Genomic DNA, 17,616 nt, shown 5'->3' with positions numbered 1-17,616 from the left:
CGCCTTGCCGGCTCGGCCGCATCAGGCGGCGTCCAGCCGCCCCGCCGCCCGGGCCGCGCCCTGCATGAGCGCCGCCACCTGCCCGGCCGGGACGGGCCGCCCAAGCAGCCAACCCTGCCCCATGTCGCAGCCCAGCCGCGTCAGGAACTCCACATCCAGTTCCTCCTCGATGCCTTCCGCCACCACGGGCAGGCCCAGGCTCTCGCCCAGGCCGATGATGGCCGCCACGATCTTCCGCGCCCCGGCATCGGAGGCCATGGCGCGGACGAAGCCCGCATCCACCTTGATCACGTCGAAGGGCAGCGCCTGGAGTTCCCGCAGGCCGGAATGCCCGGTGCCGAAATCATCCAGCGCGAGCCGCACGCCCATCGCCTTCAGCTCCGAAAGCATCGCATGGCCCTGGCGCAGGTCGCCGAGCAGCGCGCCCTCGGTCAGTTCGAGCTGGAGGCGGCCGGGCGGCAGACCCGTCTCCTCGAGGACCTGCGCCACTTGGCGCGGCAGGTCGGACTCGGTCAGGTGCAGGGGCGAAAGGTTGAAGGAGAGCGTCGCCGGCTGCGGCCAGGCCGCCGCATCTCGGCAGGCCATTCGCAGCAGGTGGTGCGTCAGCGGCACGATCAGCCCCGCCGCCTCCGCGATCGGAATGAATTCGGTGGGCGAGACGAAGCCGCGCGTGGCGTGCGGCCAGCGGGCCAGCGCCTCGAAGCCGAGCAGCCCGCCTGAGGCGAGCAGGCGGATCGGCTGGTAGTGGCAGGTCAGGGCATCCTGGGCGAGCGCCTCGCGCAGCTCGGCCTCCAGCCGCATCGCGCCGCGCCGCTTGCCCAGCCGCGGGTCCATCTCCGGCGTGAAGCGGCGAAAGCGGCCGCGCCCCTCCGCCTTGGCGCGGTAGAGGGCGGAATCGGCGCGGCGCATCAGCTCCTCCGCATCGGCCGCATCCCCGGGCGCCAGGGCGACGCCGAGGCTGAGCCCGACGCGCACCTGCACCGTGCCGCCGCCCGCCGCGGTGCCATCTGGGTTCAGGGTGAAGGGCACGCGCACCACCCCCATCAGGCGGCGCGCGGCATCCTCGGCCGCCCCTTCGGGATCGGCCGGGTCGAGCAGGAGCATCAGCGCGAATTCATCGCCGCCGAGCCGCGCCGCGATGCCCTGGCGCGCCACTTCGCAATCCAGGCGGTGCGCGATCTGCTTCAGCAGCTCGTCGCCCGCCGCATGGCCATAGGTGTCGTTCACCGGCTTGAAGCCGTCGAGATCGGCCAGCGCCAGCATGATGGGCGCGCCCGAACTCCAGGCCTCGGCGAATTCCTCGCTCTCCAGCGCCTCGGTCAGGCCGCGCCGGTTGCGGATGCCGGTGAGCGGGTCGCGCATCGCGAGGTCGCGCGTGGCTTCCTCGGCGAGGCGGAAGCGGCGCAGGCGGCGGCGCAGCAGCTGCATGCCGAGCGCGCCCAGCGCCAGGCTGACGCCGACCGAGATCGTCCCCACCGTCCAGAATTGCGTCGAGGCCTCCGCGAAGACCGGCCTCTGGTCCCAGGCGATGCTGACGCGCCCCACCAGCGCGCCATCCGCGCCGATCGCGGTGCGGGAGATGACAGCGATGCGCGGCTCGTCCGGCACCGCCTCGCCCCGCCACCAATCGGCGCGCGCGGGAAAATCGCTGCGCGCCCATTCATGCACGACGAAGCCGTCGCTGCGCTCGAAGCGCGCGGCCATCAGCGCCGGGTTGCGCGCGGCGATGGGCAGCAGCGCGGCATCCAGCGTGGCGCCCCGGTTGAAGCGCAGCGCGGGCGCGGCCATCGCGGTCAGCAGCTCGGTCTGCGCGGTCGCGGCGTCGCGCGCGCGCAGCACCTCCCGGTGCAGCATCCCCTGGGAGACGAGGTAGGAGCCCACCAGCTCCCCCGCCACGAGGCAGAGGGCGCCGGCCACGGCCACCCGCGCATCCAGCGCGCTGCGTCCCGCCCGCGCCATCAGCCGGTGCCCAAGGGCGGGTGGAGGGGGAGGTGCAGGGCGGGGCGCAGCAGCTGCGCCAGGCTGCCATCCGCCTCCAGCGCCGCATGCGCCTCACGCAGCGCATCCAGCAGCAGGTCCTTGCTGGCCGGGTGCAGCGCGAGCCAGGCCGGCTCCGACAGGAGGGCGCCGCCAAACCGCCCCTGCGGCCCCAACTGCGCGCGCATCGGCGCCAGCGCGCCGAACCAGGCCGAGACGTCGCGCTCGCGCAGCGCCGCCAGCGCCTGCGCCGGCCGGGGAAAGGGAGCGAGGTTCGACAGCCCTTCGCGCCGCAGGAACACCTCCTGCGGCGTGTCCTGAACCACCGCGATGCGGGGCAGCGCCCGGGCCGCCTCCAGCGTTCCGGGCGGCGGGAATTGCAGGGTGGCGAAGCCGGAGGGGTCGTCGAACAGCGCGACGGCCCAGAGGAAGCGCGCCTCCCGCGCCGGGGTCCGGGCCAGGGGCGCGATGGCGGTCCCGGGCCTGGCGGCCGCCCGCGCCTCGGCCTCCGGCGCGGGGAGGAAGCGAAAGACCACCTGCAGCCCCACCATCCGGAAGATCTCGGCCACCAGGGTGAGGACGAAGCCGGGCTCCGGCCCCTCGGCCATGGCATAGGGGCGCTGCTCCGTGGTCACCAGCTCGATCAGGCCGCGCGCCTGCACCGCCGGCGCGGCGAGAAGAAGGGGCGAGCCGATCAGCGCGCGGCGACGCATGGCGAATTCCTGCGGAACATGATGGCCGCAGGGAACACCCGGCCCGGTTAATGCCGGCTTGACGCGTCTGGACGCCGTACGCCGCGCGCCGCATCCTGCCCGCGTGTCATCCCCCGCGCCCACGCGAATCCTGCTCGGCATCCTCTTCATGCTGACGGCCGGCCTGCTCTTCCCCGTGATGGGCGGCTTCGCGAAGCTGCTGGGGCAGGATTATTCCTCGCTGCAGATCAGCTGGGCGCGCGCCTTCGGGCACATCCTCTTCCTCTCGGCGCTCTTCATGCCGCGCATGGGCCTCTCGCTGTTCCGCACGCGGCGGCCGGGGCTGCAGCTCTTCCGCTCGGCCATGCTGTTCACCTCGAACCTGAATTTCTTCTACGCCATCAGCTTCATCCCGCTGGCCAAGGCCGCCGCCATCAGCCTGGCCGCGCCGCTGATCGTGGCGGTGCTCGCCTGGCCCATGCTGGGCGAGCGCACCACGCGCGGGCGGGTGATCGCGCTGCTGATCGGCTTCCTGGGCGTGCTGGTGGTGATCCGCCCCGGCACGGCGCTGTTCCACTGGGCCTCGGTCTTCGTGCTGATCAGCGCGACCGCCTACGGCCTCTATCAGATCCTGACGCGCCGCATCGCGGGCATCGACCCGCCCGAGACCTCGGCCCTCTACTCCGCCTTCGTCGGCGGCTTCGGCATGTTCCTGGTGCTGCCCTTCGTCTGGATCGCCCCGGCCTCGCTGCTCGATGTCGGGCTGTTCTGCGGCGTGGCCATGCTGGGGGCGCTCGGCCATTACTGCGTGGCCCGCGCCTTCGGCTATGCGCCGGCCAATGTCCTCTCGCCCTTCCAGTATTTCCAGCTGCTCGGCTCGGTGGCGGTGGGCTGGCTGCTCTTCAGCGAATTCCCCGATGCGGTGACCTGGGTGGGTGCCGCCATCATCGTGGGCGCCGGGCTCTATATCGGCTGGAGCCAGACGCGGCGGGCCTGATCCGGCCGGCAACCCGCGGGCACCGGGATGGTTGGGTCTCCACAACCAGGCGGAGAGCCCCCCATGTTCAGCCACAGCAAGACCCTGATGACGCCGGTCGAGGTCACCAGCCCCGATCCGGTCTTCGCGCAGTACATGCTCGAGCAGTTCGGCGGCGCCACCGGCGAATTGAAGGCCGCGCTGCAATACTGGGTGCAGTCCTTCCATGTGGAGGATGCCGGCATCCGCGACATGCTGCAGGACATCGCCGTCGAGGAGTTCAGCCACCTGGAGGTGGTGGGCGCCATCATCCAGCAGCATTCCTCCGGCGCGGTGGAGGAGAAGGCCTGGCGCTCCACCCTCTTCGCCGTGCGCGGCATGGGGCCGCATCTGCTGGATTCCTGCGGCAATGCCTGGACCGCGGCCTATGTGGATGAGGGCGGCAATGTCGTCCGCGACCTGCGCGCCAATATCGGGGCCGAGGCCGGCGCCCGGCAGACCTACGAGGCGCTGATGAAGATGGCGCCGGACGAGGGCACGCTGCGCGCCCTGCACTTCCTCTACACGCGCGAGATCACCCACACGCAGATGTTCATGACGGCGCTGGACCGCCTGGGCAAGCTGGACGTCCCCCTCTTCGGCACGGTCCCGCCGGACGAGACGGTGGACATCTACTTCAACATGTCGAAGCTGGGCGGGAAGGATGCGGAGGAGCCGGGCCCGGCCCTGGTCGGCGCGGGCATGCGCATCACGGGCGACCCCGAGAGCCTGATCACGCTGGGCGAGCCGCCGCCCTTCACAAATCCGGATGACGAGAAGCCGCAGGGAGCGGCGGCAGCCAGCCCCGGGCGCCGCGCCAAGTCGCGCTGAACCAGCCGCGCGGATAACGGAAAGGCCGGCGCCCCGTCTGGGGCGCCGGCCTTTTCACGCTCAGAGCTTCTCGACCTGGCCGTATTCGAGTTCGACCGGCGTGGAGCGGCCGAAGATGGAGACGCTGACCTTCAGGCGGCCCTTCTCCTCGTCCACTTCCTCGACCGTGCCGTTGAAGCTGGTGAAGGGGCCGTCCGAGACGCGCACCTGCTCGCCCACCTCGAAGAGGACAGCGGGGCGGCGCGGCTTCTCGGCGCCCTCGACCATGGCGTTGACGATGCGCATCGCCTCGGCCTCGGTGATGGGCTGCGGCTTGTTGCGCGCGCCGAGGAAACCCGTGACCTTGGGCGTGTCGCGCACCAGGTGCCAGGTGTCGTCGGTCATTTCCATCTTCACCAGCACATAGCCGGGGAAGAACTTGCGCTCGGTGTCCACCTTCTGGCCGCGACGCACCTCGACCACCTGCTCGGTGGGGACCAGGATGTCCTCGATCCGGTCGGCGAGACCCGATTGGGCGGCCTGCGCGCGAATCTGCTCGGCGATCTTCTTCTCGAAGCCCGAATAGACATGCACGACATACCAACGCTTATCGGCCATCGGCCAGAACCTCGCTTCACAATCCGGCGCCCGCGGGCGCGGTCACGTCAGAAATTTCAGAACCCGAAGATCCAGCTCATCGCGAACTGGATGATCTGGTCCACCACCAGGAAGAACACCGCCGCGAGCGAGGACAGGGCCAGGACGAGGCCGGTCGTGATCAACGTCTCCCGCCGCGACGGCCAGGTGACCTTCGCGACTTCCTGACGCACTTCCCGGGAGAACTGAACGGGATCGATCTTGGCCAAAATTCCGGTTTCCTGCTTTGCGCCGCTCGGCGTGCCCCCTGAAAGCATGTTGGCGGCCGTCTTGCAACGTGCCGCCACATCCAAGGGTCAGGGGAGACCATCCGGCGCCCGCCCAGGGGGGCCTGATGGGGGCGGCCTGATGCGAAAGAAAAGTGGCAGGGGCGGAGGGTCTCGAACCCACAACCTCCGGTTTTGGAGACCGGCACTCTAGCCAATTGAGCTACGCCCCTGCATGGGGCGGGGGAGCGATTCACGCCACCCCGTCCCGAACCTTGATTGCCGCAGGCCGAGGCCCGCGTCAACGCGGCTTACTTCGCGATGCTGGCGACGACGCCGGCGCCGACGGTGCGGCCGCCCTCGCGGATCGCGAAGCGCAGGCCCTCATCCATCGCGATCGGCGCGATCAGCTCGACATCCATCGAGACGTTGTCGCCCGGCATCACCATCTCAACGCCTTCCGGCAGCTTCACGATGCCCGTCACGTCCGTCGTGCGGAAGTAGAACTGCGGACGGTAGTTCGTGAAGAACGGCGTGTGGCGGCCGCCCTCTTCCTTCGTCAGGATGTACGCCTCGGCCTTGAACTGCGTGTGCGGCGTGATCGAGCCGGGCTTGGCCAGAACCTGGCCGCGCTCCACATCCTCGCGCTTCGTGCCACGCAGCAGCGCGCCGATGTTGTCGCCCGCCTCGCCGCTGTCCAGCAGCTTGCGGAACATCTCGACGCCCGTCACCGTCGTCTTCACCGTGTCCTTCAGACCGATGATCTCGACTTCGTCACCCACCTTCACGATCCCGCGCTCCACGCGGCCCGTCACCACCGTGCCGCGACCCGAGATCGAGAACACGTCCTCGACCGGCATCAGGAACGGACGGTCAATCGCGCGCTCCGGCTGCGGAATGTAGCTGTCCACCGCTTCCATCAGCTTCAGGATCGCCTGCTCGCCGATCTCAGGCGTCTTGTCCTCGAGCGCGGCCACCGCCGAGCCCTTGATGATGGGGATGTCGTCGCCCGGGAACTGGTAGGAGGACAGCAGCTCGCGCAGCTCCATCTCCACCAGCTCGACCAGGTCGGGGTCCGCCAGGTCCATCTTGTTCAGGAACACCACCAGCGCCGGCACGCCCACCTGGCGCGCCAGCAGGATGTGCTCGCGCGTCTGCGGCATCGGGCCGTCAGCGGCCGAGCAAACCAGGATCGCGCCGTCCATCTGCGCCGCACCCGTGATCATGTTCTTCACGTAGTCCGCGTGGCCAGGGCAATCCACATGCGCGTAGTGACGGTTCGCCGTCTCGTACTCGACATGCGCCGTCGAGATCGTGATGCCTCGAGCCCGCTCCTCAGGCGCCTTGTCAATCTGGTCATACGCCGTGAACGACGCACCACCAGACTTCGCCAGCACCTTCGTGATCGCCGCCGTCAGAGACGTCTTGCCATGGTCCACATGGCCGATCGTCCCAATGTTGCAGTGCGGCTTGTTCCGCTCAAACTTCGCCTTGGCCATCGTAAAGCTCCGAGAATGATCGTTCCAGAAGCCGCACGGACACGGGGAGGGCCGCCTGGGAGCACCAACCCGCCACCCCAGGGGCTGGAGCGGGTGAGGGGAATCGAACCCCCGTAGCCAGCTTGGAAGGCTGGTGCTCTACCATTGAGCTACACCCGCGCCGAAGCGGTGGTGAGGATAACCGAGGAGCCCCCCGCACGCACGGCCAAAAGGCCACCCGCGGAAAAGACCCACTGCCACCGGGGAATATGGAGGGGGCTGGATTCGAACCAGCGTAGGCGCAAGCCAACGGATTTACAGTCCGTCCCCTTTAGCCACTCGGGCACCCCTCCGTAGAAGCGCACGAACCAACCTCAGGCAGGGCGGTCCGCGCGTCCGATGGAAGCGGGCGGGTTCAAGCGGTTTCGCGGCACCCTGTCAATCAGCCCCCGCCGAGGAAACGCGTCCGCCAGGGGCTTCCCGCGCGATCGCGCCACGAAGATGCGGAAGGCACCGGGAATCCCGCCGCGCGAATCGCGCATGCGGCAGCCGGGCGATGCGCATGCCGCATGGCGGGCACGCTCGAATTGCGCGGCCTTGGCGCCGCACGTCGCGCCTCAGCGGCGGCGGAAGCGCTCCACGGCACTCACCAGCGCGGTGCGGATGCCCGGCTCCAGCGCCGAATGCCCGGCATCGGGCACCACCGTCAGCCGCGCGCGCGGCCAATGCGCCGCGAGTTCGAAGGCGGTCTCCGCCGGGCAGACCATGTCGTAGCGGCCCTGGATGATCTCGGCCGGGATCTGCGCGATGTCCTGCATGCCGGCGAGAAGCCCACCCTCCCGCAGGAAGAGCTTGTGCGCGAAATAATGCGCCTCGATCCGCGCGAGGCCCAGCGCCGTGCGGTCCTGCGCGAAGGAGGCCACCGTCTCCGGGCTGGGCAGCAGGGTGGAGCAACTGCCCTCGTAATGGCTCCAGGCCCGGGCCGCGAGGAGGTGGACCGCCGGCTCCGGGTCGGTCAGGCGGTTGAGATAGGCGGTCAGCAGGTCATGCCGCTCGGCCTCGGGGATGTGCTCGGCGAAGGCGGCCCAGGCATCGGGGAAGATCCGGCGCAGGCCGTAGAGGAACCAGTCCACCTCCTCGTCGCGGCCGAGGAAGACGCCGCGCAGCACGCAGCCCGTCACGCATTGCGGATGCGCCTGGGCATAGGCCAGGGCCAGCGTGGAGCCCCAGGAGCCACCGAAAAGCAGCCATTTCTCGATGCCGAGGAAGTTCCGGAGCGTCTCGATGTCCTGCACCAGGTGCGGCGTGGTGTTGGCGCGCAATTCGCCCAAGGGGCGGGAGCGGCCGGCGCCGCGCTGGTCGAAGATGATGAGGCGCCAATGGGTGGGGTCGAAGAAGCGGCGATGCACCGCCCCCGCCCCGGCCCCGGGCCCGCCATGCAGGAAGAGCACCGGCTGCCCGCGCGGATTGCCGACCTGCTCCCAATACATCACATGCCCGTCGCCGAGCGGCAGGAGGCCGGTCTCGAAGGGGGCGATATCGGGGAAAAGGTCACCGCGCGGCATGGTGCTTGCAAATCCGGTTTGTCGGGGGCCTGGCGGCGGCGAGGTTAGGCGATGTGCCGCGCAACCTCCAGAGTCTTTCGCGTCCCATTCATGATCCGCCGCCCCCTGCGTCAGCCAAGGCTGCGGCGGATCAGCAGGTTCGTCAGCGCGCGCGAGGTCTCGGCGAAGCGGGTGCGGAAGCGGCTCTCGCGCTCCTGCGGCATGGGCTTGCGCTTCTGGATCAGGACGGAGACATGCCCGCGCCGGCGCGCCCGCATCCAGGTGCGGACCGGCAGCTCGTTCTGCACGTCCCAGCGCTGCGCGCCGCGCCAGATGATGAAGCGCTCATCCTCCACGTCGAAATTATACTGGTGGAAGCCGGAATAGCCCTCGCCCTCCGCCTCGTTCGGGTTGTGGTAGAGCATGATCTGCCCGTCCATCTTCACGACGCGCAGCATTTCCGTCAGGCCGCGGATCGGGTCGAAGGAATGGTCCAGCGCGTTGCGGCAATGGACGATGTCGAAGGAATCCTCCGGCAGGAAGGCCGAAAGCTCCTCCGCCGGGGCGAAGACGGTCGGCACCGGCCGCTTCAGGCCCATCGCGTCGAAGATACGCGTATAGGCATCGGCCAGCGGATCGGTCGGCACGATCTCGATGGTCATGCCGGGCGGCGGCACATAGCCGATCGAGGTGACCGGGCCCGCGCCCACATCCAGCACGCGCAGATGCGTGAGCCCCGTCTCCCGCGCGCGATCGGCCAGCCAGGGGACCAGCGGCGTCTCGGGGTTCATGCGCGCGGCGTATTCATCCGGCCAGCCGCCGCCCCGCGTCTGCGCCCAATGCGTCCAGAAGCCCAGCTCATAGGCGATTCCCGCCGCCCAGAGGTCGAAGCGCTCCGCGAGGTCGGTCGGCAAGTCGCGCGGCTGAGACGGGGTGTTCACCATGGGCGTCCTGGGTCGGGCCGGGCCGGCGGGCATCGCGCAGCCGCATCGCGGGTTCCTTGCAAGCAGCCGGGGCGGATTGCAAGCGTGCCAGACGGCGCGGCATGCCACGCATGCCCCCTTCGCCAAACGCCCCGGCATGCCTAGATTATACCCATGGCCCAACCCCGCCCCGCCCCCGGCTCCGCCTCCACCGCGCCCCATGGCGCGGTCTGCGGCGTCTGCGGGACGGAAAGCCGCCAGCAGCCCTTCCGCCCCGCCGCCCCCGAACAGGCGCCCGACCTCGACCTGCGGCCGGGCCAGCCGATCCGCGGCACCATGGCCCGCTGGCTGCAGCAATGCCCGCATTGCGGCTATTCGGCGCCCGACATCACCCAGGCCCACCCCGCCGCCGCCCAGGCCGTGGGCGCGGCCAATTTCCGCGCCCTGCTGAACGACGCCTCCCATCCGCCGCTCGCCCGGCGCTTCCTGGCCTGGGCGCTCGTGCTGGAGGAGACCGGCGCGCTGCACGCCGCGGCCGAGGCCACGCTGCACGCCGCCTGGATCGCCGATGACCTCGGGCGGCACGACCTCGCCTCCGCCTGGCGGCTGGAGGCGGTGGCGCTCTGGCGCAGCGGCCCGCCGCTGGATGCCGAGCAGCGGGTGCGCGTGGTGGACGCGCTGCGCCGCGCCGAAGCCTGGGACGACGCGGCCGAGACCGCGCAGGCCCTGCTGCGCGAAAATCCGCCCGAGGCGGTGGCGCAGGTCATCATGCTCGAACTTCGGCTGATCGAAGCGCTGGACACCGGGCGCCACAGCGTCGCCACCGCCCTGCCGCCCCCGTCCCGCCGCCCGCATGTCGCGCACCAGAAGAGCGTGAAGCGCGGCGAGGGCCTGCGCGGCTGGCTGAAGCGCCTCTTCGGGCGTTGAAAAGGGCGCGCTTCCGGTCCAGATAGGTTATATCATAACCCGTCTGGACTTCGCCCGATGCATCGCCGCGCCCTCCTCGCCGCCCCCGGCCTTCTGCTGGCCCGCCCCGCCGCGGCCCAGCCCCGCCCGGTCGCCGTCGCCTCCTTCTCCATCCTCGGGGACCTGCTGCGCGACGTGGCGGGCGAGCGCATGGAGTTGCGCGTCATCGCCGGCCCCGATGTGGACGCGCATCATTTCCAGCCCCGCCCCTCCCATGCCGAGGCGGTGCGCGGCGCGCGCCTCGTGCTGCGCAACGGCGCGGGCTTCGACAACTGGTTCAACCGCCTGATCGCCTCGACCGGCTTTTCCGGCGTGAACGTCCTGGCGACCGAGGGGCTCACGCTGCGCCGCGCGGCACCTACGCCCGGGCACAATCATGGCAGCCAGGACCCGCATGCCTGGCAGGATGCGCGCCTGGCCATCGGCTATCTCCGCAATATCGAGGCCGGGCTGGTCCGGGCGGATGCGGCGGGCGCGGCGGAATATCGCGGCCGCGCAGCCGCCGCCACCGCGCGGCTGGAGGCGCTGGACGCCTGGGTGCGCGCCGAGATCGCCCGCGTGCCGGAGGCGCGGCGCGTCGTCATCACGAGCCACGACGCCTTCGCCTATTTCGGCGCCGCCTATGGCGTGCGCTTCCTGGCGCCGCAGGGGGTGGGGCTGCAATCCGAGCCCTCGGCCCAGCAGGTGGCGAACCTGATCCGGCAGATCCGTGCGCAGAACATCACCGCGGTCTTCATGGAGAACATGGCCAACCCCGCCACGCTGCGCCGCCTGGCCGAGGAGGCGGGGGTGACGGTGCGCGGGCGGCTCTACGCCGATGCGCTCTCCGCGCCGGACGGCCCAGCCGCGACCTATGAGGCGATGATGCGCCACAATGTGACGCTGATGGTCGCGGCGATGCAGGGCTGACGCCCCCTCCCCTTCCCGGGGCGATCATGCGAGGCTTGGCGAAATTCCTGGAGAACGCTTCCGCATGCTCACCATCTACGGCGTCTATCGCTCGCGCGCCTCCCGCAACGTCTGGCTGGCGCTGGAGGCGGGGATGCCCTTCCGCCATGTGCCCGTGATCCAGGCCGGTCGCCTGGCCGACCCGCTGGCGCCCGGGGCCCAGATCAACACGCGCTCGCCGGAATTCCTCAAGGTGAACCCCAATGGCCGCATCCCGGCCATGGAGGATGACGGGCTGGTGCTCGCCGAGTCGCTCGCCATCAACCTCTACATGGCGAAGAAGCATGGCGGCCCGCTGGCACCGGCGAACCTGCGCGAGGATGCGGAGATGACCGCCTGGTCCATCTGGGCGATGACCGAGGCCGAGCCGCACACGATCGAGATCCTCTACAACATGGTGGCGAAGCCGCCGGCCGAGCGCGATGCGGCGCTGGCCCAGGCCTCCATCGAGGCGCTGCGCGCGCCCTTCGCCGTGCTGGACGCGGCGCTGGCCAAGACCGGCTTCCTGGTGGGCGGGCGTTTCACCGTGGCCGACATCAACCTGGCCGAAGTGATCCGCTACGCCATGCCGGCGAAAGAGCTGTTCGAGGCGGCGCCGCATGTGAAGGCCTGGCTCGCCGCCTGCCACGCGCGGCCCGCCTTCAAGCAGATGATGGCGGACCGGGACAAGGAACCGGCCTGAGGCCCGGCCTGCCGCGCCCCTCAGCGCGGCAGGTCCCGGAAGGGGCAGACATCCTGCTCGAAGGGCACGTGCCGGCGCCGGAAGGGCGGGCCCTCCAGCAGGGTCGGCCGGCTGATCCGATCCATCCGGAAATGGCGGAAATCCGCCCGCGCCGGATCCCAGGCGACGAGATACCAGAGCGGCGGGAGCAGCAGCATCGCCTGCGGCTCCACCTCGCGCGTCGTGACGGCCCCCTTGGCATCCCGGTAACGGAAGCGCAGGCGAAGCCGTTCGAGAAAGGCGCGTTCGAAGGCCGGAAGCAGCGCCGCATCCATCGCCCCCAGCGCTGAGACATCCTGCCGCGGCGAGAGACGCCCGACATGGAGGCAATCGAGAAAGCGGCGCAGGTCGCGCACCTTCTCCGGCGGCAGGGCCCGCTCGATCTTGGCGAGGCCGGCATCGGCGAGGCCCGAGAACGGCAAGGCGCCGCTCGCGCGCATGGCGGCGACGCTGATGAGCAGGGCGAAGACCTCCGGCACGGAAAGCCGCGGGCTGGTCTGCACCGATTGCGGGTCCAGCTGCAGCCCGCCCCCCCGCCCGGCCTCGGCATGGATGACGAAGCCCTGGTCACGCAGGGCGGCGATGTCGCGCAGGATGGTGCGGCGTGAGGCGCCGACCGCGCGCGCCAGCTCCTGCACGGTGGCGCTGCCCTGGCGGCGCAGCAGCCGCACGATGGCGTCGTGTCTGAGGCGGGGCGTCATGCCGGGACGCTAGGGCAAGATGCGTCGCGGCGGTATCGCCGCAACGCCCCATCATCCGCCCGGCCAAGGCTGAACCCTGCGGCGTGCGCGCATGTGAACGCAGCGTGGTCTGGGGCCTGATCGTCCTTGCTGGAAACCCCGAAGACGTGGATCAGCCTCCCGGCGAAGGGCCGGAACGTGAATGGTGCCAGGATCTGGCACCGTTGCGCTGCATCAGCGCCATGTCCAACCCGACATGGAGACCGAAGATGGCATCCCGCGACACCACGCCCCGCATCATCAACCCGTCCTGCCTGCCCGACCCCACCCCGCATGGCTACAGCACCGCCGTGGTCACTCCCGCCGCGGGACGCCTCGCCTTCATCTCGGGGCTGGGCGGGCATGATACGGATGGCGGCTTCCCGCCCGATTTCGGGCAGCAGGTGAACCTCGCCTACGCCCATCTCCTCGCGGTGCTGGAGTCGCTGGGCGCCGCGCCGCGCCAGGTGGTGAAGCTCACGCTCTTCGTGGTGGGGCATGACATGCCGAAGCTCGGCCCGCTGACGCAGGCGGTGCGGTGCGCCTTCGGCGATGCCCCGCCGGCGCAGACCCTGGTGCCGGTGCCGAGGCTCGCGCTCGATGCCATGCTGTTCGAGGTCGAGGCCGTCGTCTGGCTCGACTGAGGCCGCGCCGGCTTGCGGCGCGGCGGCGATTTCACGCGCCGGCCGCTTAACAGGCCGGGCGTTCCCGTGCAGATTCCATGCCGAACAGGAAGGTCGCCGCAGCAGGGCGGCCGCATCAGGGAGGCGCGGGAATCCGCATGTGGGACACGATCATTGTCGGCGGCGGTTCGGCCGGTTCGGTGCTGGCGCATCGCCTCTCGGCGCAGAGTCACCGGAAGGTCCTGGTCTGCGAGGCCGGCCCCGACACGCCCCCGGGCGAGGAGCCGGCCGAGATCAAGGACAGCTACCCCGGCACCGCCTATTTCGACCCGCGCTTCCACTGGACCGAGTTGAAGGTCCACACCCAGGTCATCCCCCACAACCGCCCGGAGGAACGCCCGCCGCTCCGCAAATATGAGCAGGCGCGGGTGCTGGGCGGTGGCTCCTCCATCAACGGCCAGCTCGCCAATCGCGGCGCCCCCACGGACTACGACGAATGGGAGCAGCGCGGTGCCGCCGGCTGGAACTGGGATGCCGTGCTGCCCTTCTTCAAGAAGGTCGAGCGCGACCTCGATTTCGATGGCCCGCTGCATGGCAAGGAAGGGCGCATCCCGGTGCGCCGCATCCCGCCCGAGCACTGGAACAACCACGCCAAGGCCGCCGCCGCCGCCTTCAAGGCCGCGGGCTTCAAGTTCCTGCCCGACCAGAACGGCGTCTTCGAGGACGGCTATTTCCCGATGACCATCTCGAACGAGGGCGAGCAGCGCGCCTCGGCGGCGATGGGCTATCTCGACCGCACGACCCGCGCGCGCGAGAACCTGACCATCTCGACCGAGACGCAGGTGAAGTCCCTCATCTTCGAGGGCAATCGCTGCGTCGGCGTCGTGGCCCTGGTCAAAGGCCAGGAGCAGGAATTCCGCGGGCGGGAGATCATCCTCTCCTCCGGCGCGATCCATTCGCCCGCGCATCTGCTGCGCGCCGGCATCGGCCCGGCGGCGCATCTGCGCGAGATGGGGATCGAGGTGCGGCAGAACCTGCCCGGCGTCGGCCAGGGACTGATGGACCACCCCTCCGTCTCGCTCTCCTCCTATCTGCGCCGCGGTGCGCGGGTGGATGAGCGAACGCGGCGGCACATCCTGGTGGGGCTGCGCTATTCCTCGAACCTCGAGGGCATCCCGCCGGGCGACATGTTCGCCGCCGCGGTCAGCAAATCGGCCTGGCATGCGGTGGGCAAGCAGGTGGCCTCGCTGCTGCTCTGGGTGAACAAGACCTATTCCGAGGCTGGCCAGGTGCGCCTCGCCTCGCGCGACTGGAACGCCGAGCCGGTGGTGGAGTTCAACCTCCTCTCCGACACGCGCGACCTCGAGCGCCTGATGACGGGCTTCCGCATGATGGCCGCGATCCAGATGAGCGGCGAGCTCGGCAAGGTGACGACGGACCACTTCCCGGCGAGCTACACGGACCGCGTCCGCAAGCTCGGCGTCATCAATGCCAAGAACCGCTTCCTGACGAACGTCATCAGCGCGGTGATGGACGGGCCGGGCTTCCTCCGCTCGCGCTTCATCGATCGCTTCGTGATCGAAGGCTACCGCTTCGACGAGGTGATGACCGATGACGCGGCGCTGGAGGGCTTCATCCGCAAGGCCGCGATCGGCGTCTGGCACGCCTCCTGCTCCTGCCGGATGGGGGCGGAGGATGATCCGCGCGCCGTCGTGGACAACGAGGGCCGCGTGAAGGGCATTGAGGGCCTGCGCGTGGTGGACGCTTCGATCTTCCCGGTGGTCCCCTGCGCCAACACGAACTTCCCGACGATGATGACGGCGGAGAAGATCGCGGCCAGCATGGTGGGTTGATCCCAGGCCTGGGGTCCGGGGCCTCTGGGCCCCGGCGGGTGCGGGCAGCGCCCTGCTACTTCTTCTCGGGCAGGGCGTGCTGCTCCCGCAGCGCGTGGAAGCTCAGCATCTTCCACTCCTCCTCCGCCCGCTTGCGCCGCCAGTCGGAAGCAAAGAGCGCCACCAGCGCGCCGTCATGATCCTCGGCCAGTTCGCTCCGGTTGAACTGGCTGAAGCGCGCGATGGCGTCGCGATCCTCCGAGGTCACCCAGCGCAGATACTCCCACTGCGTGTGCTCGAAGCCCGCCGGCACACCGTATTCCACCTTGAGGCGGCTCTGCAGCACATCGATCTGCAGCAGGCCCACCACGCCGATCACCGGCGGCGAGCCATCCAGCGGGCGGAAGATCTGCACGACACCCTCGTCGGCCAGCTGCTCCAGCGCCTTGTTGAGCTTCTTGGCCAGCATCGGATCATCCAGGCGCACGCGGCGCAGATGCTCGGGCGCGAAGGAGGGGACGCCGCGGAAATTGATCGGCTCGCCCTCGGTCAGCGTGTCGCCGATGCGGAGAATCCCGTGATTGGCGATGCCCACCACATCGCCGGGCCAGGCCTCTTCCGCCACCTGGCGGTCCTTCGCGAAGAAGAAGAGCGGCGCATTGACCGGCACCTGCTTGCCGGTGCGGACCTGGAGCAGGCGCGCGCCCTTCTGCAGCCGGCCCGAGCAGACCCGCAGGAACGCCACGCGGTCGCGGTGCTGCGGGTCCATATTGGCCTGCACCTTGAAGACGAAGCCCGTCAGCTTCGCCTCGCCGGGTGCCACCATCCGCGCATCGGCCGCGCGCGGGCGCGGCGGGGGGGCGAGGCGCGCCAGCCCGTCCAGCAGGTGTCCCACGCCGAAATCACGCAGCGCGCTGCCGAAGAAGACGGGCGTCAGCGTGCCCTGCAGGAAGGCCTCGCGGTCGAATTCCGGATAGCCGCCGGTGACGAGGCCCGCCTGATCGCGCAGCTCGGCCAGCAGCCCCTCGGGCACCAGCGTCTCCAGCTGCGGGTCTTCCAGGCCCGAGAGCGGGATATGGCTGCCATCCGCCGTGTCCAGCATGCGCAGCGCCGGGTCCAGCAGGTCATAGACGCCAAGCAGGTCCCGCCCCTGCCCCACCGGCCAGGCGGCGGGCGAGACGTCGAGGGCCAGCGTCTTCTCGATCTCGTCGAGCAGTTCCAGCGGGTCCCGCCCCTCGCGGTCCATCTTGTTGATGAAGGTGATGATCGGGATGTCGCGCAGGCGGCAGACCTCGAAAAGCTTGAGCGTCTGCGCCTCGATGCCCTTGGCCGCGTCCAGCACCATCACGGCCGCGTCCACCGCGGTCAGCGTGCGGTAGGTGTCCTCCGAGAAGTCCTCATGGCCCGGCGTGTCCAGCAGGTTGAAGATCAGCCCGTCGCGCTCGAAGGTCATGACCGAGGTCGCGACCGAGATGCCGCGATCCTGCTCGATGCTCATCCAGTCCGAGCGCGTCGCGCGGCGATTGCCCTTGGCGCGCACCTGGCCGGCCAGCTGGATGGCGCCGCCCTTGAGCAGCAGCTTCTCGGTCAGCGTGGTCTTGCCGGCGTCGGGGTGGGCGATGATGGCGAAACTGCGCCGGCGCGACGCCTCATGGGCGGCCGCCGTGGTGAAGGCTTCGGGCGTGTCCTGGTCCAAGAACGGCTCTCCGCGGGAGGCAGGGGGAAGCTCGGGGAAAGGCCGCGATGGTCGGAGCGGCGGGATTCGAACCCACGACCCCCAGTCCCCCAGACTGGTGCGCTACCAGACTGCGCTACGCTCCGACGCGGGAGGCCTTACCACCCGTTTCGCGCTTGTCCAAGGGGCCCCGGCATGACTTGTCGGCATTCGTCACATTTGCCCACGTCGCGTCGGACGGCCGGCCCGGCTAGACTGCGGCGATGAAACAGGCGGGACGAGCGATGCGGCTTTGGAGCATGGCGCTGGCGGCGGCGCTGCTGGCCGCGCCGGCGCAAGCCCAGGCACCAAACCAGCCCCCGGGCCAGGCGCCGGCCACTCCCCCCAACGTCACCAATGCCAGCTTCGGCGACTGGGTGCTGCGCTGCGAGACGCGCCCGGCCGGCCCGCGCGGCTGCGAGGTGCTGCAATCCCTCCAGGACCAGCGCCGCCTGCCGGTGGCGCAATTCGCCTTCGGCCGGGCGCAGCGGGGCGACCCCATGCGCCTCATCGTCCTCATCCCCGCCAATGTGACGGTGGCCGCCCCCATGCTCATCCAGCTGCCCGACCGCGCCGCCGCCATCCCGGTCACCCTGCGCGCCTGCGGCCCGCGCGGCTGCGTGGCCGAGACGGATGTCAGCGCGGCCCAGCTCGCCCGGCTGCGCGCGCGCGAGGCGCAAGGCCGGCTGGAATATCGCGATGCCCTGGGCGGCGAGGTGGCGCTGCCCTTCTCCACCCGCGGCTTCGGCCAGGCCCTGGACGCCCTGGCCCGCGAGGGATTTTGACCCCCA

17 protein-coding genes and 4 tRNA genes are annotated in these 17,616 nt (G+C 70.2%); 8 read left to right on the top strand and 13 right to left on the bottom strand.

The genetic code is table 11. The annotated features are described in order from the left end of the window. Positions 1–21 precede the first annotated feature (21 nt). Positions 22–1,959, bottom strand: a complete 1,938-nt coding sequence (locus tag R9Z33_RS07860) for a putative bifunctional diguanylate cyclase/phosphodiesterase (protein ID WP_318650749.1) — start codon at positions 1,957–1,959, stop codon at positions 22–24. Continuing rightward, complete coding sequence (locus R9Z33_RS07855; RefSeq protein ID WP_318650748.1) at positions 1,959–2,690, bottom strand: substrate-binding periplasmic protein; 732 nt, start codon at positions 2,688–2,690, stop codon at positions 1,959–1,961. The genes R9Z33_RS07860 and R9Z33_RS07855 overlap by 1 nt, the downstream gene beginning before the upstream one ends. A gap of 103 nt (positions 2,691–2,793) precedes the next feature. Here R9Z33_RS07855 and R9Z33_RS07850 point away from each other — a divergent pair, with 103 nt between their 5' ends. Both R9Z33_RS07850 and R9Z33_RS07845 read left to right on the top strand, forming a co-directional pair. Next, on the top strand, positions 2,794–3,666 hold the full coding sequence (locus tag R9Z33_RS07850; RefSeq protein ID WP_318650747.1) for a DMT family transporter: 873 nt from the start codon (positions 2,794–2,796) through the stop codon (positions 3,664–3,666). A 63-nt stretch (positions 3,667–3,729) separates the two neighbouring features. After that, positions 3,730–4,515, top strand: coding sequence for a manganese catalase family protein (locus R9Z33_RS07845; protein ID WP_318650746.1), 786 nt, complete (start codon positions 3,730–3,732; stop codon positions 4,513–4,515). Between the two features lie 60 nt (positions 4,516–4,575). On the opposite strand, the gene nusG is transcribed toward R9Z33_RS07845, so the two are convergent. The 8 genes from nusG to R9Z33_RS07805 form a co-directional block, all read right to left on the bottom strand. Continuing rightward, complete coding sequence (nusG, locus tag R9Z33_RS07840) at positions 4,576–5,112, bottom strand: transcription termination/antitermination protein NusG (RefSeq protein ID WP_213617385.1); 537 nt, start codon at positions 5,110–5,112, stop codon at positions 4,576–4,578. Positions 5,113–5,168: 56 nt separating this feature from the next. Further along, entirely contained in the window at positions 5,169–5,360 is a 192-nt protein-coding gene (gene secE, locus R9Z33_RS07835; protein WP_318650745.1) for a preprotein translocase subunit SecE, read from the bottom strand. Positions 5,361–5,513: 153 nt separating this feature from the next. After that, positions 5,514–5,590, bottom strand: a tRNA-Trp gene (locus R9Z33_RS07830). Between the two features lie 78 nt (positions 5,591–5,668). Further along, a complete protein-coding gene (gene tuf, locus R9Z33_RS07825; protein WP_318650744.1) occupies positions 5,669–6,856 on the bottom strand; it encodes an elongation factor Tu in 1,188 nt (395 codons plus the stop codon). An 85-nt stretch (positions 6,857–6,941) separates the two neighbouring features. Then, positions 6,942–7,015, bottom strand: a tRNA-Gly gene (locus tag R9Z33_RS07820). 90 nt (positions 7,016–7,105) lie between these two features. Then, positions 7,106–7,188 (bottom strand) — tRNA-Tyr (locus R9Z33_RS07815). 264 nt (positions 7,189–7,452) lie between these two features. Next, positions 7,453–8,400, bottom strand: coding sequence for a prolyl aminopeptidase (gene pip, locus R9Z33_RS07810; protein ID WP_318650743.1), 948 nt, complete (start codon positions 8,398–8,400; stop codon positions 7,453–7,455). A 110-nt stretch (positions 8,401–8,510) separates the two neighbouring features. Continuing rightward, on the bottom strand, positions 8,511–9,320 hold the full coding sequence (locus R9Z33_RS07805; protein ID WP_318650742.1) for a class I SAM-dependent methyltransferase: 810 nt from the start codon (positions 9,318–9,320) through the stop codon (positions 8,511–8,513). A 156-nt stretch (positions 9,321–9,476) separates the two neighbouring features. On the opposite strand from R9Z33_RS07805, the gene R9Z33_RS07800 reads away from it, so the two are divergent. From R9Z33_RS07800 to R9Z33_RS07790, 3 genes are all read left to right on the top strand, one after another. Next, positions 9,477–10,229 (top strand): hypothetical protein, encoded by a 753-nt coding sequence (locus R9Z33_RS07800; RefSeq protein ID WP_318650741.1) that lies wholly within the window; start codon positions 9,477–9,479, stop codon positions 10,227–10,229. A 57-nt stretch (positions 10,230–10,286) separates the two neighbouring features. Further along, positions 10,287–11,177, top strand: a complete 891-nt coding sequence (locus tag R9Z33_RS07795; RefSeq protein ID WP_318650740.1) for a metal ABC transporter solute-binding protein, Zn/Mn family — start codon at positions 10,287–10,289, stop codon at positions 11,175–11,177. Positions 11,178–11,241: 64 nt separating this feature from the next. Further along, positions 11,242–11,898, top strand: a complete 657-nt coding sequence (locus tag R9Z33_RS07790) for a glutathione S-transferase family protein (protein ID WP_318650739.1) — start codon at positions 11,242–11,244, stop codon at positions 11,896–11,898. 20 nt (positions 11,899–11,918) lie between these two features. Here R9Z33_RS07790 and R9Z33_RS07785 read toward each other — a convergent pair whose 3' ends face one another. Further along, entirely contained in the window at positions 11,919–12,638 is a 720-nt protein-coding gene (locus tag R9Z33_RS07785) for a helix-turn-helix transcriptional regulator (RefSeq protein WP_318650738.1), read from the bottom strand. Positions 12,639–12,886: 248 nt separating this feature from the next. Here R9Z33_RS07785 and R9Z33_RS07780 point away from each other — a divergent pair, with 248 nt between their 5' ends. Next, the gene (locus R9Z33_RS07780; RefSeq protein ID WP_318650737.1) at positions 12,887–13,300 is read left to right on the top strand and encodes a RidA family protein; all 414 of its coding nucleotides are present in this window, start codon (positions 12,887–12,889) and stop codon (positions 13,298–13,300) included. Between the two features lie 137 nt (positions 13,301–13,437). Further along, entirely contained in the window at positions 13,438–15,132 is a 1,695-nt protein-coding gene (locus R9Z33_RS07775; protein WP_318650736.1) for a GMC family oxidoreductase, read from the top strand. Between the two features lie 55 nt (positions 15,133–15,187). Here the strand turns inward: R9Z33_RS07775 and R9Z33_RS07770 are convergent, their stop codons facing one another. Further along, positions 15,188–16,807, bottom strand: coding sequence for a peptide chain release factor 3 (locus tag R9Z33_RS07770; protein WP_318650735.1), 1,620 nt, complete (start codon positions 16,805–16,807; stop codon positions 15,188–15,190). 48 nt (positions 16,808–16,855) lie between these two features. Beyond that, positions 16,856–16,932 (bottom strand) — tRNA-Pro (locus R9Z33_RS07765). 138 nt (positions 16,933–17,070) lie between these two features. On the opposite strand from R9Z33_RS07765, the gene R9Z33_RS07760 reads away from it, so the two are divergent. Continuing rightward, a complete protein-coding gene (locus R9Z33_RS07760) occupies positions 17,071–17,610 on the top strand; it encodes an invasion associated locus B family protein (protein ID WP_318650734.1) in 540 nt (179 codons plus the stop codon). The last annotated feature ends 6 nt before the right edge of the window (positions 17,611–17,616 follow it).

Source organism: Sediminicoccus rosea (assembly GCF_033547095.1).
Taxonomy (GTDB): domain Bacteria; phylum Pseudomonadota; class Alphaproteobacteria; order Acetobacterales; family Acetobacteraceae; genus Roseococcus; species Roseococcus rosea.
This window is presented reverse-complemented; position numbering and strand designations above follow the sequence as displayed.